Annotated in this window: 21 protein-coding genes; 4 read left to right on the top strand and 17 right to left on the bottom strand. The window is 43.5% G+C overall.

All coding sequences use genetic code 11. The features are described 5' to 3' along the window. Positions 1-5: 5 nt before the first annotated feature. The 3 genes from aroC to PNUC_RS05110 all read right to left on the bottom strand — a co-directional run bounded on the left by aroC (position 6) and on the right by PNUC_RS05110 (position 2,545). Positions 6-1,121, bottom strand: a complete 1,116-nt coding sequence (gene aroC / locus PNUC_RS05100) for a chorismate synthase (RefSeq protein WP_011902818.1) — start codon at positions 1,119-1,121, stop codon at positions 6-8. 42 nt (positions 1,122-1,163) lie between these two features. Then, a complete protein-coding gene (locus PNUC_RS05105) occupies positions 1,164-1,619 on the bottom strand; it encodes a CBS domain-containing protein (RefSeq protein WP_011902819.1) in 456 nt (151 codons plus the stop codon). Between the two features lie 77 nt (positions 1,620-1,696). After that, the gene (locus PNUC_RS05110) at positions 1,697-2,545 is read right to left on the bottom strand and encodes a YihY family inner membrane protein (protein WP_011902820.1); all 849 of its coding nucleotides are present in this window, start codon (positions 2,543-2,545) and stop codon (positions 1,697-1,699) included. A gap of 22 nt (positions 2,546-2,567) precedes the next feature. Here PNUC_RS05110 and wrbA point away from each other — a divergent pair, with 22 nt between their 5' ends. The 4 genes from wrbA to PNUC_RS05130 all read left to right on the top strand — a co-directional run bounded on the left by wrbA (position 2,568) and on the right by PNUC_RS05130 (position 5,267). Further along, positions 2,568-3,176: an NAD(P)H:quinone oxidoreductase gene (gene wrbA / locus PNUC_RS05115; RefSeq protein WP_011902821.1), complete on the top strand. Its 609-nt coding sequence runs from the start codon at positions 2,568-2,570 to the stop codon at positions 3,174-3,176. A 9-nt stretch (positions 3,177-3,185) separates the two neighbouring features. Continuing rightward, positions 3,186-3,578 (top strand): DUF2069 domain-containing protein, encoded by a 393-nt coding sequence (locus tag PNUC_RS05120; protein WP_011902822.1) that lies wholly within the window; start codon positions 3,186-3,188, stop codon positions 3,576-3,578. Further along, a complete protein-coding gene (locus PNUC_RS05125; protein ID WP_011902823.1) occupies positions 3,575-4,993 on the top strand; it encodes an FAD-binding oxidoreductase in 1,419 nt (472 codons plus the stop codon). The genes PNUC_RS05120 and PNUC_RS05125 overlap by 4 nt, the downstream gene beginning before the upstream one ends. An 88-nt stretch (positions 4,994-5,081) precedes the next feature. Further along, positions 5,082-5,267, top strand: coding sequence for a hypothetical protein (locus PNUC_RS05130; RefSeq protein WP_048812093.1), 186 nt, complete (start codon positions 5,082-5,084; stop codon positions 5,265-5,267). 44 nt (positions 5,268-5,311) lie between these two features. Here PNUC_RS05130 and PNUC_RS05135 read toward each other — a convergent pair whose 3' ends face one another. The 14 genes from PNUC_RS05135 to ntrB form a co-directional block, all read right to left on the bottom strand. Then, the gene (locus tag PNUC_RS05135) at positions 5,312-6,250 is read right to left on the bottom strand and encodes an alpha/beta hydrolase (RefSeq protein ID WP_011902824.1); all 939 of its coding nucleotides are present in this window, start codon (positions 6,248-6,250) and stop codon (positions 5,312-5,314) included. 49 nt (positions 6,251-6,299) lie between these two features. Continuing rightward, positions 6,300-6,563: an EF-hand domain-containing protein gene (locus tag PNUC_RS05140; RefSeq protein ID WP_011902825.1), complete on the bottom strand. Its 264-nt coding sequence runs from the start codon at positions 6,561-6,563 to the stop codon at positions 6,300-6,302. A 3-nt stretch (positions 6,564-6,566) separates the two neighbouring features. Then, positions 6,567-7,256 (bottom strand): DUF3313 domain-containing protein, encoded by a 690-nt coding sequence (locus tag PNUC_RS05145; RefSeq protein WP_011902826.1) that lies wholly within the window; start codon positions 7,254-7,256, stop codon positions 6,567-6,569. Positions 7,257-7,284: 28 nt separating this feature from the next. Next, a complete protein-coding gene (locus PNUC_RS05150; protein WP_227717086.1) occupies positions 7,285-7,695 on the bottom strand; it encodes a hypothetical protein in 411 nt (136 codons plus the stop codon). 5 nt (positions 7,696-7,700) lie between these two features. After that, positions 7,701-8,435, bottom strand: coding sequence for an amino acid ABC transporter ATP-binding protein (locus PNUC_RS05155; RefSeq protein ID WP_011902828.1), 735 nt, complete (start codon positions 8,433-8,435; stop codon positions 7,701-7,703). A gap of 33 nt (positions 8,436-8,468) precedes the next feature. Then, complete coding sequence (locus PNUC_RS05160) at positions 8,469-9,137, bottom strand: amino acid ABC transporter permease (protein ID WP_011902829.1); 669 nt, start codon at positions 9,135-9,137, stop codon at positions 8,469-8,471. Positions 9,138-9,158: 21 nt separating this feature from the next. Beyond that, the gene (locus PNUC_RS05165; RefSeq protein WP_011902830.1) at positions 9,159-9,941 is read right to left on the bottom strand and encodes an amino acid ABC transporter permease; all 783 of its coding nucleotides are present in this window, start codon (positions 9,939-9,941) and stop codon (positions 9,159-9,161) included. Between the two features lie 52 nt (positions 9,942-9,993). After that, the gene (locus tag PNUC_RS05170) at positions 9,994-10,908 is read right to left on the bottom strand and encodes an amino acid ABC transporter substrate-binding protein (protein WP_011902831.1); all 915 of its coding nucleotides are present in this window, start codon (positions 10,906-10,908) and stop codon (positions 9,994-9,996) included. A gap of 290 nt (positions 10,909-11,198) precedes the next feature. Beyond that, the gene (locus PNUC_RS05175) at positions 11,199-12,536 is read right to left on the bottom strand and encodes an NAD(P)/FAD-dependent oxidoreductase (protein ID WP_011902832.1); all 1,338 of its coding nucleotides are present in this window, start codon (positions 12,534-12,536) and stop codon (positions 11,199-11,201) included. 356 nt (positions 12,537-12,892) lie between these two features. Next, positions 12,893-14,032 (bottom strand): linear amide C-N hydrolase, encoded by a 1,140-nt coding sequence (locus PNUC_RS05180; RefSeq protein ID WP_064721991.1) that lies wholly within the window; start codon positions 14,030-14,032, stop codon positions 12,893-12,895. A 396-nt stretch (positions 14,033-14,428) separates the two neighbouring features. Next, positions 14,429-14,869, bottom strand: a complete 441-nt coding sequence (locus tag PNUC_RS05185; RefSeq protein ID WP_011902834.1) for a PAS domain-containing protein — start codon at positions 14,867-14,869, stop codon at positions 14,429-14,431. Positions 14,870-14,956: 87 nt separating this feature from the next. Then, the gene (gene cynS / locus PNUC_RS05190; RefSeq protein WP_011902835.1) at positions 14,957-15,400 is read right to left on the bottom strand and encodes a cyanase; all 444 of its coding nucleotides are present in this window, start codon (positions 15,398-15,400) and stop codon (positions 14,957-14,959) included. A gap of 30 nt (positions 15,401-15,430) precedes the next feature. Next, positions 15,431-16,294, bottom strand: coding sequence for an ABC transporter ATP-binding protein (locus tag PNUC_RS05195; protein WP_011902836.1), 864 nt, complete (start codon positions 16,292-16,294; stop codon positions 15,431-15,433). After that, positions 16,284-17,144, bottom strand: a complete 861-nt coding sequence (gene ntrB, locus PNUC_RS05200; RefSeq protein ID WP_011902837.1) for a nitrate ABC transporter permease — start codon at positions 17,142-17,144, stop codon at positions 16,284-16,286. The genes PNUC_RS05195 and ntrB overlap by 11 nt, the downstream gene beginning before the upstream one ends. Positions 17,145-17,159: the final 15 nt, after the last annotated feature.

Raw genomic sequence — 17,159 nt, forward strand, 5'->3', positions numbered from 1 at the left:
GATGGTTAGTCGAGCTGAGATCCTGGACGTGAAGCAGGTATTGGTGGAACAGCCAACTCAACATCCCCGCATTGAGCGCGATGACGTAATGCATGATCCATTAAAACTAAAGCCAACATTGCCTCAGCAATTGGAGTAGCTCGTATACCGACACAAGGATCATGGCGACCTTTGGTTTGTACCGTAATTGGCTGGCCTTTGATATCGACAGAATGCTTAGGAGTCATGATGCTGGAGGTGGGTTTAATTGCTATCGCCACCCGTAATTCTTGACCGCTACTGATGCCTCCAAGGGTGCCCCCGGAATTGTTGCTAGCAAAACCATCCGGATGCAAATCATCGCCGTGTACGCTACCACGCTGAGAAACCGATTTAAAGCCGGCACCGATTTCCACTCCCTTTACCGCATTGATGCCCATCATGGCATGAGCGATATCGGCATCTAACTTATCAAAAAGAGGTTCGCCTAAACCAATAGGTACGTTGCTTGCGCGCACTTCAATCCGAGCACCGCATGAATCCCCTGCTTTTCGCAATTCATCCATATAGCCCTCAAGCTGAGGAATGATTTCTGAATTTGCAGCGAAGAAAGGATTTTCAGCAATGTGTTTTTTATCTTGAAATGGGACCTCTATTTCGCCCAATTGGCCCATATAACCATAAAACTCTGTGCCATAATGCTCTTTAAGCCATTTTTTTGCGATGGCAGCAGCAGCTACAACAGGCGCAGTTAAGCGAGCAGATGAGCGCCCTCCACCACGTGGGTCTCTGAAACCATATTTGTAGTGATAGGCGTAATCCGCATGTCCTGGGCGAAATGTTTGCAATATATCGCCGTAATCCTGACTGCGTTGATCAGTATTCCGAATGAGAAGCCCAATGGGTGCACCAGTAGTTTTACCTTCAAATACACCGGACAGTATCTCTACCTTATCCTCTTCCTTGCGCTGAGTAACGTGTCTTGAGGTACCGGGTTTACGGCGATCAAGATCAGCTTGAATGTCGGCCTCACTAAGGGTCATGCCCGGGGGGCAACCATCTACAACAGCCCCAATAGCGGGACCATGAGACTCACCAAAAGTAGTGACCGTAAAGAGGAGGCCTAAAGTATTTCCTGACATATCGACATTATGTCATTTGTCAGGCATTTAAGCCCAGAAAGCCTAGTTAGCCGCCTTTTCGGCATCTTCAGGCCAATCTCGGATATAGGCCTTAAGCATGGTATTTTCAAAATCTTGCGCTTCAACAACTGATTTTGCAACGTCATAAAAAGAAATGACGCCCATCAACATCTTCTGGTCAACCACTGGCAAGTAGCGCGCATGATCAACTAGCATCATGCGTCGAACTTCATCAATTTCAGTTTCCATATTGCAAGTCAATGGCTTTTGATTCATTACGCTGTTCACTTGAAGTCCGTCTAGCTTGCCATGATGTTTTGCTAATGCGGCTATGACTTCTCGAAAAGTCAAAATTCCGACCAGCTTCTCGTAGTCCATCACAACTAAGGAGCCAATGTCATGCTCACTCATTACCAAGACTGCGGTTTGGAGCGCGGTCTCAGGTGCAACAGTAAATAATGTGCTGCCCTTCACGCGCAATATGTCACGAACTTTCATCTTGTCTCCAAATGCGATGTATTTAAACTTCAATATAGCCCCAAGAGGCATATCAATCAAGCGATTGATGAGAGCTTTTAGTAACGAATAACCCTAATAACACCACTTCGGATGCTGGGTAGATTGGCAACTAGGACAGCGCCCGCTAGGGTTATCCACCAAGTTAAATAAATCCAGAGCAATGCTAGGGGGAGGATGGCAAAGGCACCGTAGACCGTTTTATAAAAAGCAGTATGCGTCAAAAATATGGCAAATCCAAACTTCATTGCCTCAAAACTAAGGGCTGCAAAAAAACCCCCACTGAAGGCATCGGATAGGGAAATCTGCGCATAAGGAAGAACCTTATAAACAACCGTATACACAATAATTGCCAAAATGATTGGGGCTATTGTTGCAATCAATTTAAACCCTGCTGAAACTGAATCTGTCCACCCTTCAGCCGCACTAAATAAAATTCCACTTAAGTACACGCCTAGCCCCAAGAGAATCGGACCAAGAATAGTTGCTGTAGCATAAATGGCCACTTTTTTATGTAGAGGCCGACGCAGTTTTACTTTGAATATTTGATTAAATGCGCTCTCTATCACTGATAAGGTCATGATTGCAGTAATAAATAAACTGATCAAACCCAATAAAGTTAGGCCTCTAGCTTGTGCAGAAAACTGATCAAGATAAATGAAGACTTGCTCATTCAATCCTCCTGGCATGTAGGTTTCAAGCAACCAGTTTTTGAAGGCATTCTTAATCTGAATCACCTTTGGTAAATAGCTAATCAAAATAGTGGCTATCGTGACCATGGGTACCAGAGATAAAGTAGTTGTAAATGCCAATCCACCGGCAATTTGGTTCAAATTTTGACCGCGATTTCGCTCCCAGATCTCTTTTGCTAGAGAGAGCCATAATTGGGGGTTACGAAATAAGCGCATCGCCGTATCATAAGAGAAGAATATGAGCCAACACGATATTTTAGTTTTGTACTACTCCCGTTATGGTGCAACCAGGGATTTAGCACGTCTGATTGCCGAAGGCATTGAGAGTATTCCCGGCGCAAATGCCCGCATACGCACGGTTCCTGCCGTATCGACTGTCTGTGAGGCTAGTGAGCCTGCTATCCCTGATGATGGTGCCCCCTATGTGGAGTACAGCGACCTGCAGGAATGCGTCGGCCTAGCCTTGGGCTCACCAACGCGCTTTGGGAATATGGCAGCCCCCATGAAGTATTTTTGGGATGGCAGTACCTCACAATGGCTCAATGGTGCCTTAATAGGTAAGCCAGCCTGCGTTTTTACTAGCACCGGCAGTCTGCATGGCGGTCAAGAAAGCACCCTGATAACCATGATGATCCCCTTGTTACATCACGGCATGATGATTGTGGGATTGCCATACAGCGAGCCAGATCTAATGTCCTCTCAAACAGGCGGCAGCCCATATGGGGTTACTCACCTTGCCCATGCTGATGGGAGAGCTCCAATCAGTGCGGAAGAAAAGCGTTTAGCGCTTGCTCAAGGCAAACGACTTGCAGAAACTGCGCTTCGATTAGCGCGCACTCAGTCTTAAGTCCCCGTTATGTACAAAAAAATTCTTTCTAAAAATCCCTATCAATTAATAGCAACTGCAGCATTTGTAGATGTATTTATTCTTTGCGTTGCATGGGAATGGTTTTTATCCCCACTTCGACCAGGGGGCTCCTGGTTGATCCTCAAGGGCATACCTTTGTTATTTGCCATCCCCGGCCTATGGCGTGGCAAGATCTATACCATGCAGTGGGCATCGATGTTGATATTGCTATATATCACCGAAGGCCTTGTCAGAATTTTGGAGTCAGGCGCTAACTTTTGGTTGGCGTTTCTCGAAACCTTTTTAGCTACCACTGGTTTTGTTTGTTTACTAATTTATTTAAAGCCAATTAAAAAGGAAGCAAAGAGTTTGGCTAAGAAAAAATTACAGGCAGGCGAATGAGGTCCGAATTTCTTGAGGAATTAATTCTCATTCTTGGCCACCCAAACGTATTGGTTGATGATGACGATAAGGCCCCATATTTAAATGATTGGCGCAAGAGATATAGCGGTAAAGCCTTAGCAATCACATTACCAAAAACTGTCCAAGAAATAGCCCAGATAGTTCAGTTATGTGCAAAAAACCAAATAGCCATCGTACCCCAAGGTGGGCATACAGGATTTTGTGGCGGGGCTACCCCCGATAACACTGGCGCTCAAATCATCCTCAATCTCAAGCGTATGAATGCCATTCGTGAGATTGATAAAGCAAATCAAACAATCACACTTGAAGCGGGATGCATTTTGCAAGCCGTTCAAGATAAAGCTGCTGATCAGGACTTTCTATTTCCATTAAGCCTTGGTGCTGAAGGTAGCTGCATGATTGGGGGCAACTTAGCCACCAATGCTGGCGGTACAAATGTACTGCGATATGGCAATACTCGAGACCTTTGTCTTGGTCTTGAAGTAGTTACTGCAAAAGGCGAAATTTGGAATGGCTTAAAGGGGTTGCGTAAGGACAATACGGGCTACGATTTACGTGATCTTTTTATTGGGTCGGAAGGTACTTTGGGAATTATTACAGCTGCTGTAATGAAACTATATCCCCTACCTATTTCCCAATGGACAACTTTAGTTGCTATTGATTCGATTGAATCTACTATCGCCCTACTCAATTTATTTCAGAAGCGCGCCACATCACTGCTCACTGGTTTTGAAATGATGACGCAGGAGTCATTGACTCTGAATGAAAAGCATTTTCCGCACATGGCAAATCCTTTACAAGGAAACCCTCCTTACACCATATTGATTGAGCTTTCAGACCATGAAAGCGAGGAGCATGTGCGACAACTATTGGAAACCGTTTTGGAAGAGGCTTTTGAAGCTGGCTTAATTTCAGATGCCGTTATCGCCAATAACTTAAGTCAAGCAAATAGCTTTTGGCATATGCGCGAACATATTACGTTAGCGCAGGCAGAAGAAGGTGCCAATTTAAAGCATGACATTACGATCCCTCTTTCCTCTTTAGACAACTTTATCAAGGAGACTGACGCCCAAATGCGGTCCCAATATCCCGGGGTCAGAATCATTAATTTTGGCCATCTGGGGGATGGCAATCTGCATTACAACATTGCCCCTCCGCTCGGGGTAGACCCCAAAGCCTTTAATCTGATCCATGAAAAGCCTATTCATGAGCTTATTTATGCACAAGTTGAGCGTTGTCATGGGTCCATTTCAGCTGAACATGGGGTTGGACAGCTGAAATTAGAGGACTTGAGGGCTCATAAGGGTGAAGTTGCCCATGAGCTCATGAAGACTCTTAAAAGGGCCTTAGACCCCCAAAATATCCTCAATCCTCACAAAGTTGTCTCAATTTAGCCAATTTTTGGTTAATTTGATATTTTTTTGTAATTCTTGTCATCTCGAGCCCTTTGACATGCGTTGTAAGCACATGGAGGTGACATATATGTCAACAAGACTCAAACGTTGGGCCCGTGCAATTCAAGAAATCGACTTGTCTAAAAGTACGCCTGAGGTCGCTATTGGCTACTTGGATAGCAAATATCGCGATATCGCTTGGCGATATATCCGCATTCTTGGCTTTGAGCGCACTATTAGCTTCATGGCTAGCAACAATTTTCATCCAGAGTAATTTCAAATATTGCTCTAACAATAAAACCTAAATAATTGATTTATTTAGGTTTTATTAATTTTTACAGCAACTTCCCCGCCCACTCCTTGTGAAAAGAAGGTTCTCGCTTCCTCTATCAAGGTATCTGGAAGTTCTTCAGGAATGTAATGGCCACAGGCTAAGGCCTTTCCAGTTACTTCAGATTTACTGGCATTGCTCCAGTCATCTATGGGCTTAAAACACTTCTCAACTAGCCCATGCTCGCCCCATAGAACTCGTAGTGGCATCACAAGTTTTTTGCCTTCTGCCCTATCTTCTCGGTCATGAACTAAATCGATGGATGCGGCCGCCCGATAATCTTCACACATGGCATGCATGCATTGAGGGTCACTGACAGCAGAAAGATATTCAGTCCATCGATCAGCGCTAAAGATTCCAGTACCAGCATGTCGACCCATATGTTTTTTTAACCAAAATTCCGGGTTTGCAGCAATCATCGCCTCTGGAATTGGTGCTGGCTGAATAAGAAAAAACCAATGCCAGTATCCCCTTGCAAACTGCATGGTTGTGTTTTCATACATTGCTAGCGTTGGAGAGATATCCAAAACCATCAGGCGTTTTACGCTTTGAGGGAAATCCATTGCTAAACGATGTGATACCCGACCCCCTCGGTCATGCCCTAATAAAAAGAATTGCTCATGACCTAATTCCTTCATTAAAGCATGCTGATCAGCAGCCATTGAACGCTTGGAATAAGTTGAATGATCATCTTTTCCATTAGGCTTTGAAGATGCGCCATATCCACGTAAATCTGGGATAACTACAGTGTAGTTCTTGGCCAATGCTGGCCCTACTTTATGCCAGATTGCTTTTGTTTGAGGAAAACCATGCAAAAGTAAAAGTGCCGGTCCTGAGCCACCTATCTGGCAAGCAATTTCAATTGGCCCATCTGCAGAAGGTACGGTTATTCGTTTTTGTTCGAAGCCTAAAAATTGGATTGGCATAGTTAAGCACTCAAAAAAAGAACCTCCGAAGAGGCTCTCGATATTATTTTTACCTAGCAGCTGCTTGTATTTGAGCAACTGTCAGATAACCTTTGTTTCCTGAGTCAAGATATGCAAAGTGATCGTAAATTCTAGGCATGCACCCTTTTGCCTCTTCCTGAGTCAATTTACCATCATGGTTCACATCGCACTTAGCAAAACGTGCCGCTATTTCAGCATTGATTGTGCTATCTGCCGCTTGACAGGTAAAAGATAAAGAGCTCAGGAGACCTAGACTCACTGCCGCAGTAATCTTCATAAAAGATTTGGTCATAGCTTATTGCTTAAGAGAAGTTGGAACTGGGCTAGCTGATGCTTCCAAAGAAGCGAGGACTACTTTCTTTGTCATTGCAATGAAAGACTCAACCGAACCAGCGGCAGTACGGAAAGACTCCCCTTGGACAACAGCCAAACCTTCGCCGAGCAATTCATTTGATTTGCTATCAGTAATTTTGCTCTCAACAACTAAGGCTGGGGTTTTAGAATTTACGCCACCTGCATAAGCTGCAGCATTCATCGCCAATCCAATCGGTGTGAAATTCCAAGGCTGCAGGCTATCTGCAGAACTCTCAGCCCCAGTAATACCAACAGAAATACGCGCTACACCAGGGCCCGGTTTAGTCACAATACGAATATTTCCACGAGCATTTACTGCCTCAACCATCGATGCCTGTAAGCTAGCCTTTGCTTGATTGATCGTAGCTAAGCTCACGTTTTGAGTGACGTTCTGCTTAAGTTCAATTGGATCCAAAATAACTGCTGTGTATGTACCTGGATTAACGCCAGCTATACGATATCTCCAAAGACGAACATCTTGCACACTAGTGCTAGTTGGAACGAGCAATGAATAGTTCGGTAGGAAGCCAGATTTAGGCATTGGTTGAGATACTAATGATGGGGTGTTACTACACGCAGCTAACAAAATTGCCGCAGAGACAGAAGCGGTAAATAGACTCAGTTTTTTCATGGTGATCTTATGGGGTTTAAATGACTAGTTAAGGAGCTGGACAAGGCATGAGACTGCCAGACTTTTGGTGCAATTTAGGCTTGCAATCAGGGGGCTGTGAAGGCGCCGCTACAGAAGTGCTATCTGATGTTGCTACAGAGGCAGGAGCAGAGGTTGCGCTGCCGGCAATATCAGGGACTGAGGGGGTTAAATTACTGGCATCAACAGATGAATTGGTGGGGGCAGCCTTTTTAGGACCAAGCCCAGCCGCAGCATAAAAGGCTTTATCGGTACCTGGGCATGGCATTACGGCGCCAGTTTTTGGATTAACAATATCTTTGCATTGCGGATTAGCCTCTAAACGCGCCTCTATCTTTGCTGCAGAGCATGCTGATAACAATGGTAATGCCAAACAAAATACGCTAATTAAATTAATTCTGAACTTCAATAAATTAGTCACTTCAATTAGCCCGCCAAAATCTTAGACAAGAAATCTTTTGCACGCAGCGACCTTGCATCTGGATTGCCAAAGAATTCTTCTTTAGTGCAATCTTCAATAATTCGACCTTGGTCCATAAAAATAACGCGGTTGCTCACTTTACGTGCAAAACCCATTTCATGTGTAACGCAGCACATAGTCATGCCTTCATTGGCTAGCTTCACCATAACGTCCAAGACTTCGCCAACCATCTCTGGATCTAAGGCAGATGTAGGTTCATCAAAGAGCATCACAATTGGGTCCATACTCAATGCACGAGCAATAGCAACACGTTGCTGTTGACCGCCAGATAGCTGGCCTGGAAATTTATCTTTTTGCGCAATTAATCCAACCCGTTCTAAATATTTGAGGCCATGTGTTTTAGCCTCATCAACCGAACGCCCAAGCACCTTGATTTGAGCGAGAGTCAGATTTTCTGTAATGCTCAAATGTGGAAATAATTCAAAATGCTGAAATACCATCCCAACCCTAGCTCTTAGCTTAGGTAAATTTGTTTTTGGATCATGCAGTTGAATGCCGTCAACAGTGATCTCACCCTTCTGAAATGGTTCAAGAGCATTCACTGTTTTGATTAAGGTAGATTTTCCGGAACCAGATGGTCCGCATATGACCACAACCTCACCTTTATTGATTCTGGTAGTGCAATCAGTAAGTACCTGAAAATCGCCGTACCACTTCGAAACGTCTTTAAGTTCAATCATGATGATTTAGAAATAGTGAGGATTAAAAATCTATTAGCGAATAATCGCCACTTTGGCTTGTACTCTTCTAACAATTTTTGATAGAGAGAAACAAATAATGAAATAGGTAAATGCTGCCAATATATATGTCTCAATGGGGCGACCATAATTTTTACCGGCAATTTCAAAGCCTTTTAGTAAGTCATATGCGCCAATGGCGTAAACCAAAGATGTGTCTTGGAACAAAATGATGGTCTGTGTCATGAAGACGGGGATCATATTGCGGAATGCTTGGGGTAATACAACAAAACGCATGTTCTGTCCGTAAGTCATGCCCAATGCTTCAGCAGCGTAACCCTGACCTCTTGGAACCGACTGAATTCCAGCGCGCACGATTTCAGAAAAGAATGCACCTTCAAATGCGATAAAGGTAATGGTCGCCGAAAGATCTGCCCCAATTGGCCTGCCAATTAACATTGGAATCAAGAGGAAGAACCAGAGAATCACCATGACCAATGGGATTGAACGCATTGTATTGACGTAGATTGTTGCCGGATAAACCATAGAAGGTTTTCCAGACAGCCGCATCAACGCAAGGAAGGTGCCAAAAACAATGCCTCCTACCGTTGCAATCACAGTCAACTGAACGCTAAAGAGTAGACCCTTTAGGATATAACTTGTAAAAAGTTCCCAGTTATAAAAACTTAGATCAAGACTCAACATAAAATCACCCATGTATTCATCTTAGTGCGCCGCCACTTCGTTATTTGAGACGATAAAACCAGGAATGCGTGAGCGCTTCTCAATCAATGCCATTGCACGGTTTATCGCAAATGCAGACAAAGCGTACAAGATCGTCACTGCTAAGTAAATTTCAACACCATGTGAAGTTTCTTCTTGCGCTTGCATTGCAAATAAAGTCAGTTCAGGGACGGATACTGCAAATGCAACTGAAGAGTTTTTGATTAAATTCATACTCTCAGAAGTAAGTGGGGGTATAACAATTCGTAAGGCCATTGGCAAAATAACGTAACGATAGCTTTGAAAAGTATTTAAACCCAATGCAGTTGCTGCGGCACGTTGTCCTGATGGAAGCGACTGAATTCCAGCCCTTACCTGCTCAGCAATACGAGCAGAAGTAAAAAATCCGAGTGCAAGGCTAACCAATAAATAAGAAGGTAAAGCCTTTAAGGGAAGAATAAATGCAGGTATGACGTGATACCACAGGAATACCTGAACCAAAATCGGGATATTTCGAAATAACTCCACCCAGGTTGTAGATAGCCTAACCAGGAAACGGTTTAAACGAGTATCTGCAGGAAGCGTTCTGAGAGTGCCCATAACAGCACCAAGCAATAGAGAGATGATTAAACCTAAACCTGCTACAGCTAGGGTCCAGCCCCAGGCTTTCATCAACCAGTCTAAATAGCTGGGATCCGCATTTTGTCCAATACCAAGCAAAGAGGAGAAGCAGTGATCTACCACTTCCCCATCTAAAGTGCTTTTGCAAAAAATTCCTAAATCCATAAGTGCGTTCGTAGATTCATCAATTATTTAATTTCATTGGTAATGAAATACATTACTTCTTGTTGTAATCCTCTGCAGGTTTGTCATTCAGGTTTGCCCATGCATTTTTAGTTGCTGGTGATAATGCTAGGCCAACCACGATATTTTTTGGTGGGATTGGAGACAGAAACCATTTATTCCACAATTTAGGCATATTGCCATTAGCAACGATCTTGGTTATGGCAGCATCTACAGCAGCCTTAAATTCAGGATCATCCTTGCGAACCATGATTGCGATTGGCTCAGTGCTCAACACTTCGCCTACGATCTTGTAGTCTTTAGGATTCTTAGAGTTTGCAATATTACCGGCCAAAATTGAGCCGTCCATCACAAATGCATCAGCGCGACCAGACTCAAGTAATAGGAAGCTGTCAGCATGGTCCTTGCCATACACTTCTTCAAAGTTCACGCCATTGGCTTTTTCATGCTTACGAAGCAATTGAACCGAAGTAGTGCCGGTTGTAGTGGCTACTTTTTTACCGGCCAATTGTGAGATTGAAGTAATTCCAGAATTGGCTTTAACAGCAATACGAACTTCCTCAACGTACAAAGTGTAAGCAAAGCCAACGTCTTTTGCGCGGTTTACATTATTAGTGGTTGTGCCGCACTCAATATCTACGGTACCGTTTTGAACCAGGGGAACGCGATTCTGGGATGTCACTGGCTGATAATTGATTCGCAAGGTGCTCATGCCCAACTTATCTTTAATGTCACCCAAAATCATGCGGCAAATTTCTACGTGGTAGCCATCAAAACGGCTATCGCCAGTTGTATATGACATCGGAATCGATGATTCACGCACACCCATTGTTACGGCACCAGATGATTTAATTTTGTCTAAAGTCTGACTTGCAGCATTTGCATCGATTGCACCAACTAAAAAGCTGGCAGCAAAAACGCTCGCGCTGATCAAATTCTTGTATTTCATGAATATTCTCCTATGAACTGCTTTTGTGTATACATATGTATTTATAGCAAATTTGTTGGTTAGAACACATTCCCGTGCACCAATTTGCTAAAAATAAGCCTCCATCCCAACTGTAACATCGGCTTATGGTGTTTTTATGCCTAGGGAATTAGTAAATCCCTCTATATGAGGTCAAAAAAGCCTAAAAAAGACCGTTTTGAGTCTGGAGAAGTGATTTAATCTGCACGGGATGTATGGTTGCCTGCCCAGCACCAAGCTAACTTGTAACCAAAACCTTGGATTAAGTGGTTTTAGTGAAGCTTCACAATCGAATCGGTTCTCCGATGAATTAGACGACTGATCGTATCGAGAATTACCTTTATCCAGCCGTGTAAGGCCAATTGATGCAATTTATAAAGACTCACATACATGAGCTTTGCAAACAAACCATCGATCATCAAGCTTCCACCAATCAATCCGCCCATCATACTGCCGACGCTACTAAATTTTCCTAGTGAAACAAGTGAACCGAAATCACGATAACGATACGGTTTCAAGGGAGCATTGTGAATAATATTTTCAATTTGGGTAAATAAATGGGAAGCTTGTTGATGGGCTGCTTGAGCACGTGGCGGAACAATCCCACCTCTCCCATTATTAGCCTCAGGCCAAGGACAGGCGGCACAATCACCCATTGCAAAGATATTGGGGTCGCGCGTAGTTTGAAGCGTAGGTAACACCACTAATTGATTTGCACGGTTGCTTTCTAGGCCGCCAATTTCATATAAAAAATCAGGCGCTTTAACACCGGCAGCCCAAATAATTAATTCAGCAGGTATCTCCATTCCATCGGAGAGGCGCAGTTTATCTGCAAAGACTTCTTCTACTTTTGCATTCGTGATAACTTGGACGCCAAGATCTACCAGTAGCGTTTGTGCGGCTGCAGATAGTCTTTCAGGGAGTGCAGGTAATATGCGGGGCGCAGCTTCTATGAGGATAACTTTGATATCTGCATCTGGATCAACGCGATCCATACCATATGAGATAACCTGACGAGTTGTTCGATGCAACTCTGCAGCAAGCTCCACACCGGTAGCGCCAGCCCCAATAATAGCCACTTTCAGTTGATTTAACGCCAAAGGAGAAGTTTGTGTTTGCGCTCGAAGGCACGCATTAATCATCCGCAAATGAAATCGTTTCGCATCTGCTAGAGATTCTAAACGTTGAGCATATTTTTCTACGCCCGGAGTACCAAAATCATTTGTTAAGCTACCAATTGCAATGATCAATGTATCGTAAGGTATTAGTCTTTCAGGTGTCACTAATTCACCTGTGTCATCTAAAAAAGGACCAATACGGATTTCCTTTTTCTCTCGATCAATGCCTATAAGTTCACCAATGCGAAAAGCAAAATGATGCCAATGTGCTTGGGCGATGTAGTCTAACTCTTGATCAGCAAGATCCATTATTCCTGCAGCAACCTCATGGAGTTTAGGCTTCCATATATGAGTACGATTTTTATCCACCAATGTGACGCTTATTTTCCGTGAGCTCGGTTTTACAGAGCCGTACCGATTCCCCAGCTTTGTAGCCAGTTCCAGGCCCCCTGCACCACCACCTACTATCACTATTTTGTGAACTTTACCCATGCTCTGATCTCAACACTTTCAAGACTCTATTTAAGTTCTAACTATATATTTAAATGGTTCGACCACTATTTTGGCCTGCTCAGCACGATTCGAACGTGCGACCTATGCCTTAGGGGCTTTATAAATGAGCTAAGACATTAGGTGTAATTTTTATATAGATTATGTTTTTAAAAAGGGTTTACCCCCATTATTTAGCCTTGATAAACCAGGGTGATGGTGAATTTAACCGTCCCCTATTTGGCCTATTTGAGACCTCTGAGCCAAACTAAATGATTGGTCGCTTATCGAGCCAAAGCAGTTGGTCGCAAATTAAAAACCACCCGAAGGTGGTTTAACTAGTTTGTGGGCAACGCTGCCTACTTAAGAAATAGTGTGAAAGCATTAGCACCGGCTTTATCAACATCATAAGTGGATACTGATTTAATTGTTTTCACGTCTTTTAGCTGATTCATATCAATCACCGACCAATTCAACGCGCCAATACTACGCACATAGTAGAGATTCCGTGTTGGATCATTCATCACCGTCCACTCAGTAACTTCGCTTGAGATGGACTTGCTACGTGCGCCATCGCCTACACCACCAGCACCATCAACCGTCAAGTCAACGGGGCGATCAAAGTTATTCATGATGTGGCCAAGTGTATTTATAGCTTCATCGGGTGAATTGGCCTTGCCGACATAATTAGCGTAGAACGCTGCTTTAACAAAACGACCTTGGGAGGTTTGTGCAGAAGGAAGTGCCGTCAAAGCAATTCCGGCATCTTGAGTACCCAGCTTTAACTTGCCAAGTTGTCCAGTGTTTTTATCTACGTTAGTAAAGGTATAGTTATTCAGATTTTGAAGGTGCCATGGAAAGTCTGGGCCATTCGTCATAACACCGACAGGGTTGTCATACACATTAGCTTTGCCATTTGTAAATTCGACTACCAGGGCGGCACCAGTTTTATCATTGATTGCGTAGTGCCCAGGCATAGGCGCGCTCTTGTCAAATGGAATCGAAATAGGGTTCCAGAGTTCAGTAGAACCATTTGTCATGGCGGCTTTGATTTCAGCCACACTCTTGAAATTGCCAAGCATCCACGATATTAAATCATTGGCTGCCAAAATTTTAGTGTCATCGGTACCAACAGCTTGAGATGTTGAATCATTCAACCAGTTCATTGAGACGCTTACCCCCTGGTCATTCGCCCCTTCTACAAATCCAACCTGCTTGGCTCCTGGAATCAGGTTCGCACTCATCCCTAAGATGGCGTATTGAGTATTAAATGAAAGCCCTTTTTTGCCCGCAGGTGTAGCGGATTCAATTTTGGTGCCCGCAGGGAAATAGGTAAGTGATGTTGGGATCTGTACGCTAAATTCCATCGTACGGGCATGATAGGCATTCCCCTTTTTATCCATGACCATAAGAGACGTGCAGGCAAAAGCATTACCCACGGAAGATATGATCAAAGATCCGGCAACTAATAAGCTGGTTAAAGCCTTAATATTTTTCATAATTACATATTCCATTGTTAATATTTCTGCAATTAGCATACAGCAATAAGACATGCTGTTCTTAAATAGAGCGGCTAGCGGCGGGGATATGGGCGTGGCCTGCCAGGCATCATTGGTGACAATGACCTGTTGATATTGAGCGGTAACCAATGGCAGTTATTGGCTGCCTTCCCTAATAGCTAATTACTTTCCCTTGAGCATCCCCAAAAGTGCTTTATAAGAGCCGCCTGACCGTCACGTAACAGGACACCTCAAAGTCGGGTCAAACCAACAATAAATCAATGGGGTTGGCGATGGGCTCCTGTTTTTGACAAAGCAGCCCTTCGCCCTACCCTCCAATGACTGGCTCAGCTCGACCCAAAGCAGCTATTTGAAAAGGCTATTTTTGCAGCAAGATTACCCGTTTGGAGCGTTACTTGCCTTCTCATATGCAGCTAACTTGGCCTTTAAATTACGCTCCTCCTGGAAGCGCTCAGTCTCATCCCGGACAACCGCAGCTATAGCAATAGGTTGATTTTGATCATCAAAAAGCATACTCACTGAAAAAGCAATAGAAATAGAGCGACCATCTTTATGGACAGCAGGCACTCTCAATAAGGTATTTCCATACTTTGTCACACCAGTCTGAATGGTATGAAAATATCCTTTTGAATGGCGCTCTCTAAAACGCTCGGGCGTAATAATACTGAGAGTTTTTCCTAGGGCCTCGTCTGAGCTATATCCAAAAATACGCTCGGCGGATGCGTTCCAAAACAAGATATTCTCATCTCGATCGGAAATAATCACAGCCTCGCCAATTTGGCTAACAAGTGTTTCGAAATCTATAGCGTTTGGCATTTTTAAACTCTATTTTTAAGTAATTTATGACTAAGCATACCCCAATAAAAAACCACCCGAAGGTGGTTCTCAGGGGCGCATCTATTTTTAGTAAGTCTTGTAAGAAAGGTACTTACCTGACAGCACTACTTGAACACGATCGCCCTTTGGATCAGGCTCGCGCTGGATATCCATTGAGAAATCGATTGCACTCATAATGCCATCGCCAAACTCTTCATGGATTAACTCTTTAATAGTAGTGCCATAAACACTCACAATCTCATACCAACGATAGATCAATGGGTCTGTTGGAACGGCGGTTGGCAGAGATCCTTTATAAGGAACAATTTGCAACCAAGCCATCTCTTCATCAGTCAAATCAAATAACTTACCAGCGGCTTCAGCCTGCACCTTAGTAAAGGTCATTTGACCTAAACAGCCTGCAGTAACCCACTCCTTTGATTCTCCTATTGCTTTTGCAATATCACTCCACTTCATGCCATTGCGAACTTTGGCTTCGATAATTTTTTGTGTAACTACTGAACGATCCATCTTTTTCTCCTAGTTTTAAGTTTTAGTTTATTAAGCAACAACCGCATCAACACCTGGAAGCACTATTACAGGCTTGTAACCATCCAACTCACCCTTAGCTCCTTTTACCTGCAGATCCTTTGATCGATTGACTAGAAAATCTACTAAATGGTTTCGCATTGGGTAATACATAGCATCATGATGTAAATTGGCCCGCTTTCTTCCTTTGGGCAAAGTGTTGACAACGATTTCAGCGATACGTGCATTAGGGCCGTTGCTCATCAGCATAATTTTGTCAGAAAGCAAGATTGCCTCATCAACATCGTGGGTGATCATAAATACAGTTTGATTTGTTTCTTTGCAAATTTTGAGTAGCTCATCCTGAATAACCCCACGAGTTAACGCATCCAAGGCTCCGAATGGTTCATCAAGTAGTAGCATTTTTGGCTCAATTGCAAAGGCTCTTGCAATACCAACCCTTTGCTTCATACCGCCAGATAATTCAGATGGTTTTTTATTTTCAGCATTTACCAAGCCGACCATTGCTAGATACTTTTTGGAATGCTCAGTAATCTGCTCTTTTGACCAATCGGGATACTTTGACTTCACTGCAAAAGCCACATTCTGCAGTACTGTCATCCACGGCATTAATGCATGCCCTTGGAATACAACTCCACGCTCTAAACCAGGGCCCTGAATACGCTTACCAAGCATGATGGCATTGCCGCCAGTTGCTTCTTCAAGACCAGCAAGCACATTCAAAATAGTAGTTTTGCCACATCCGGAATGGCCGATGATACAAACAAACTCTCCTTTTTCGATTTCAAAATCTATTCCTTCAAATACTGGAGGTGCGTCAGCTTTATACGACTTGCTGAGGTTTGAAACTTTGAGGAATGTATTTTCAATCTGCATACGAAACCGCCTTTTGTAACTTGCCAAATGCTGTATCTAGCAACATTCCAACAATACCAATTAAAAGAATTGCAAAAATAACACTGGAGAGCGATAGGTTATTCCACTCATTCCATAAGAAGTAACCAATTCCGGTACCACCAACAAGCATCTCAGCAGCAACGATCACTAACCAGGCAATACCCATGGATATGCGCATACCAGTCAAAATGGTTGGTGCAGCAGCAGGAAGAATGACTAAGAATGCCTTACGTAAAGGAGAGACTTCTAATGTCTTGGCAACGTTTAATAATTCTTTACGTACATTAGCAACTCCAAATGCTGTGTTGAGGAGCATTGGCCATACGGAACAAATAAAGATCACAAAGATTCCAGAAATAGCAGAGTCTTTGATGGTGTAGAGCGCGATAGGCATCCAAGCCAATGGCGAAATCGGCTTCAGAATTTGAATGAATGGATTAAATGCCTCGTAAGCCAATGGTGACATGCCGATCCAGAATCCAAACGGAATAGCGACAATCATCGCCAACAAGAATCCTAAGGCAACACGCGCCAAAGAATAAGCAAGTTGAATACCTATTCCCTTATCGTTTGGGCCATTGTCATAAAAAGGGTGTGATAACTGCTTATAGATAGTCTCCCCCATTTGCGTTAAGGTTGGGAATCCAGTTTTTTGAACAGGATCACTACCACCCTGACCCATGAGACTGCTGTACTCACTAGAACTAGTTGATACTCCTGGCGGCGGTGTAACTTTTTGTGTTGTCGCCATATGCCAGATAAATAAGCACATGAGCAAAATCACAACCGATAGAATTGCGCCTTTAACCTTAATTGATACTGTTTTCATTCATTTACCCTAAGT

Origin of the sequence: Polynucleobacter asymbioticus QLW-P1DMWA-1 (genome assembly GCF_000016345.1) — a bacterium.
In the GTDB taxonomy this organism is placed as follows: domain Bacteria; phylum Pseudomonadota; class Gammaproteobacteria; order Burkholderiales; family Burkholderiaceae; genus Polynucleobacter; species Polynucleobacter asymbioticus.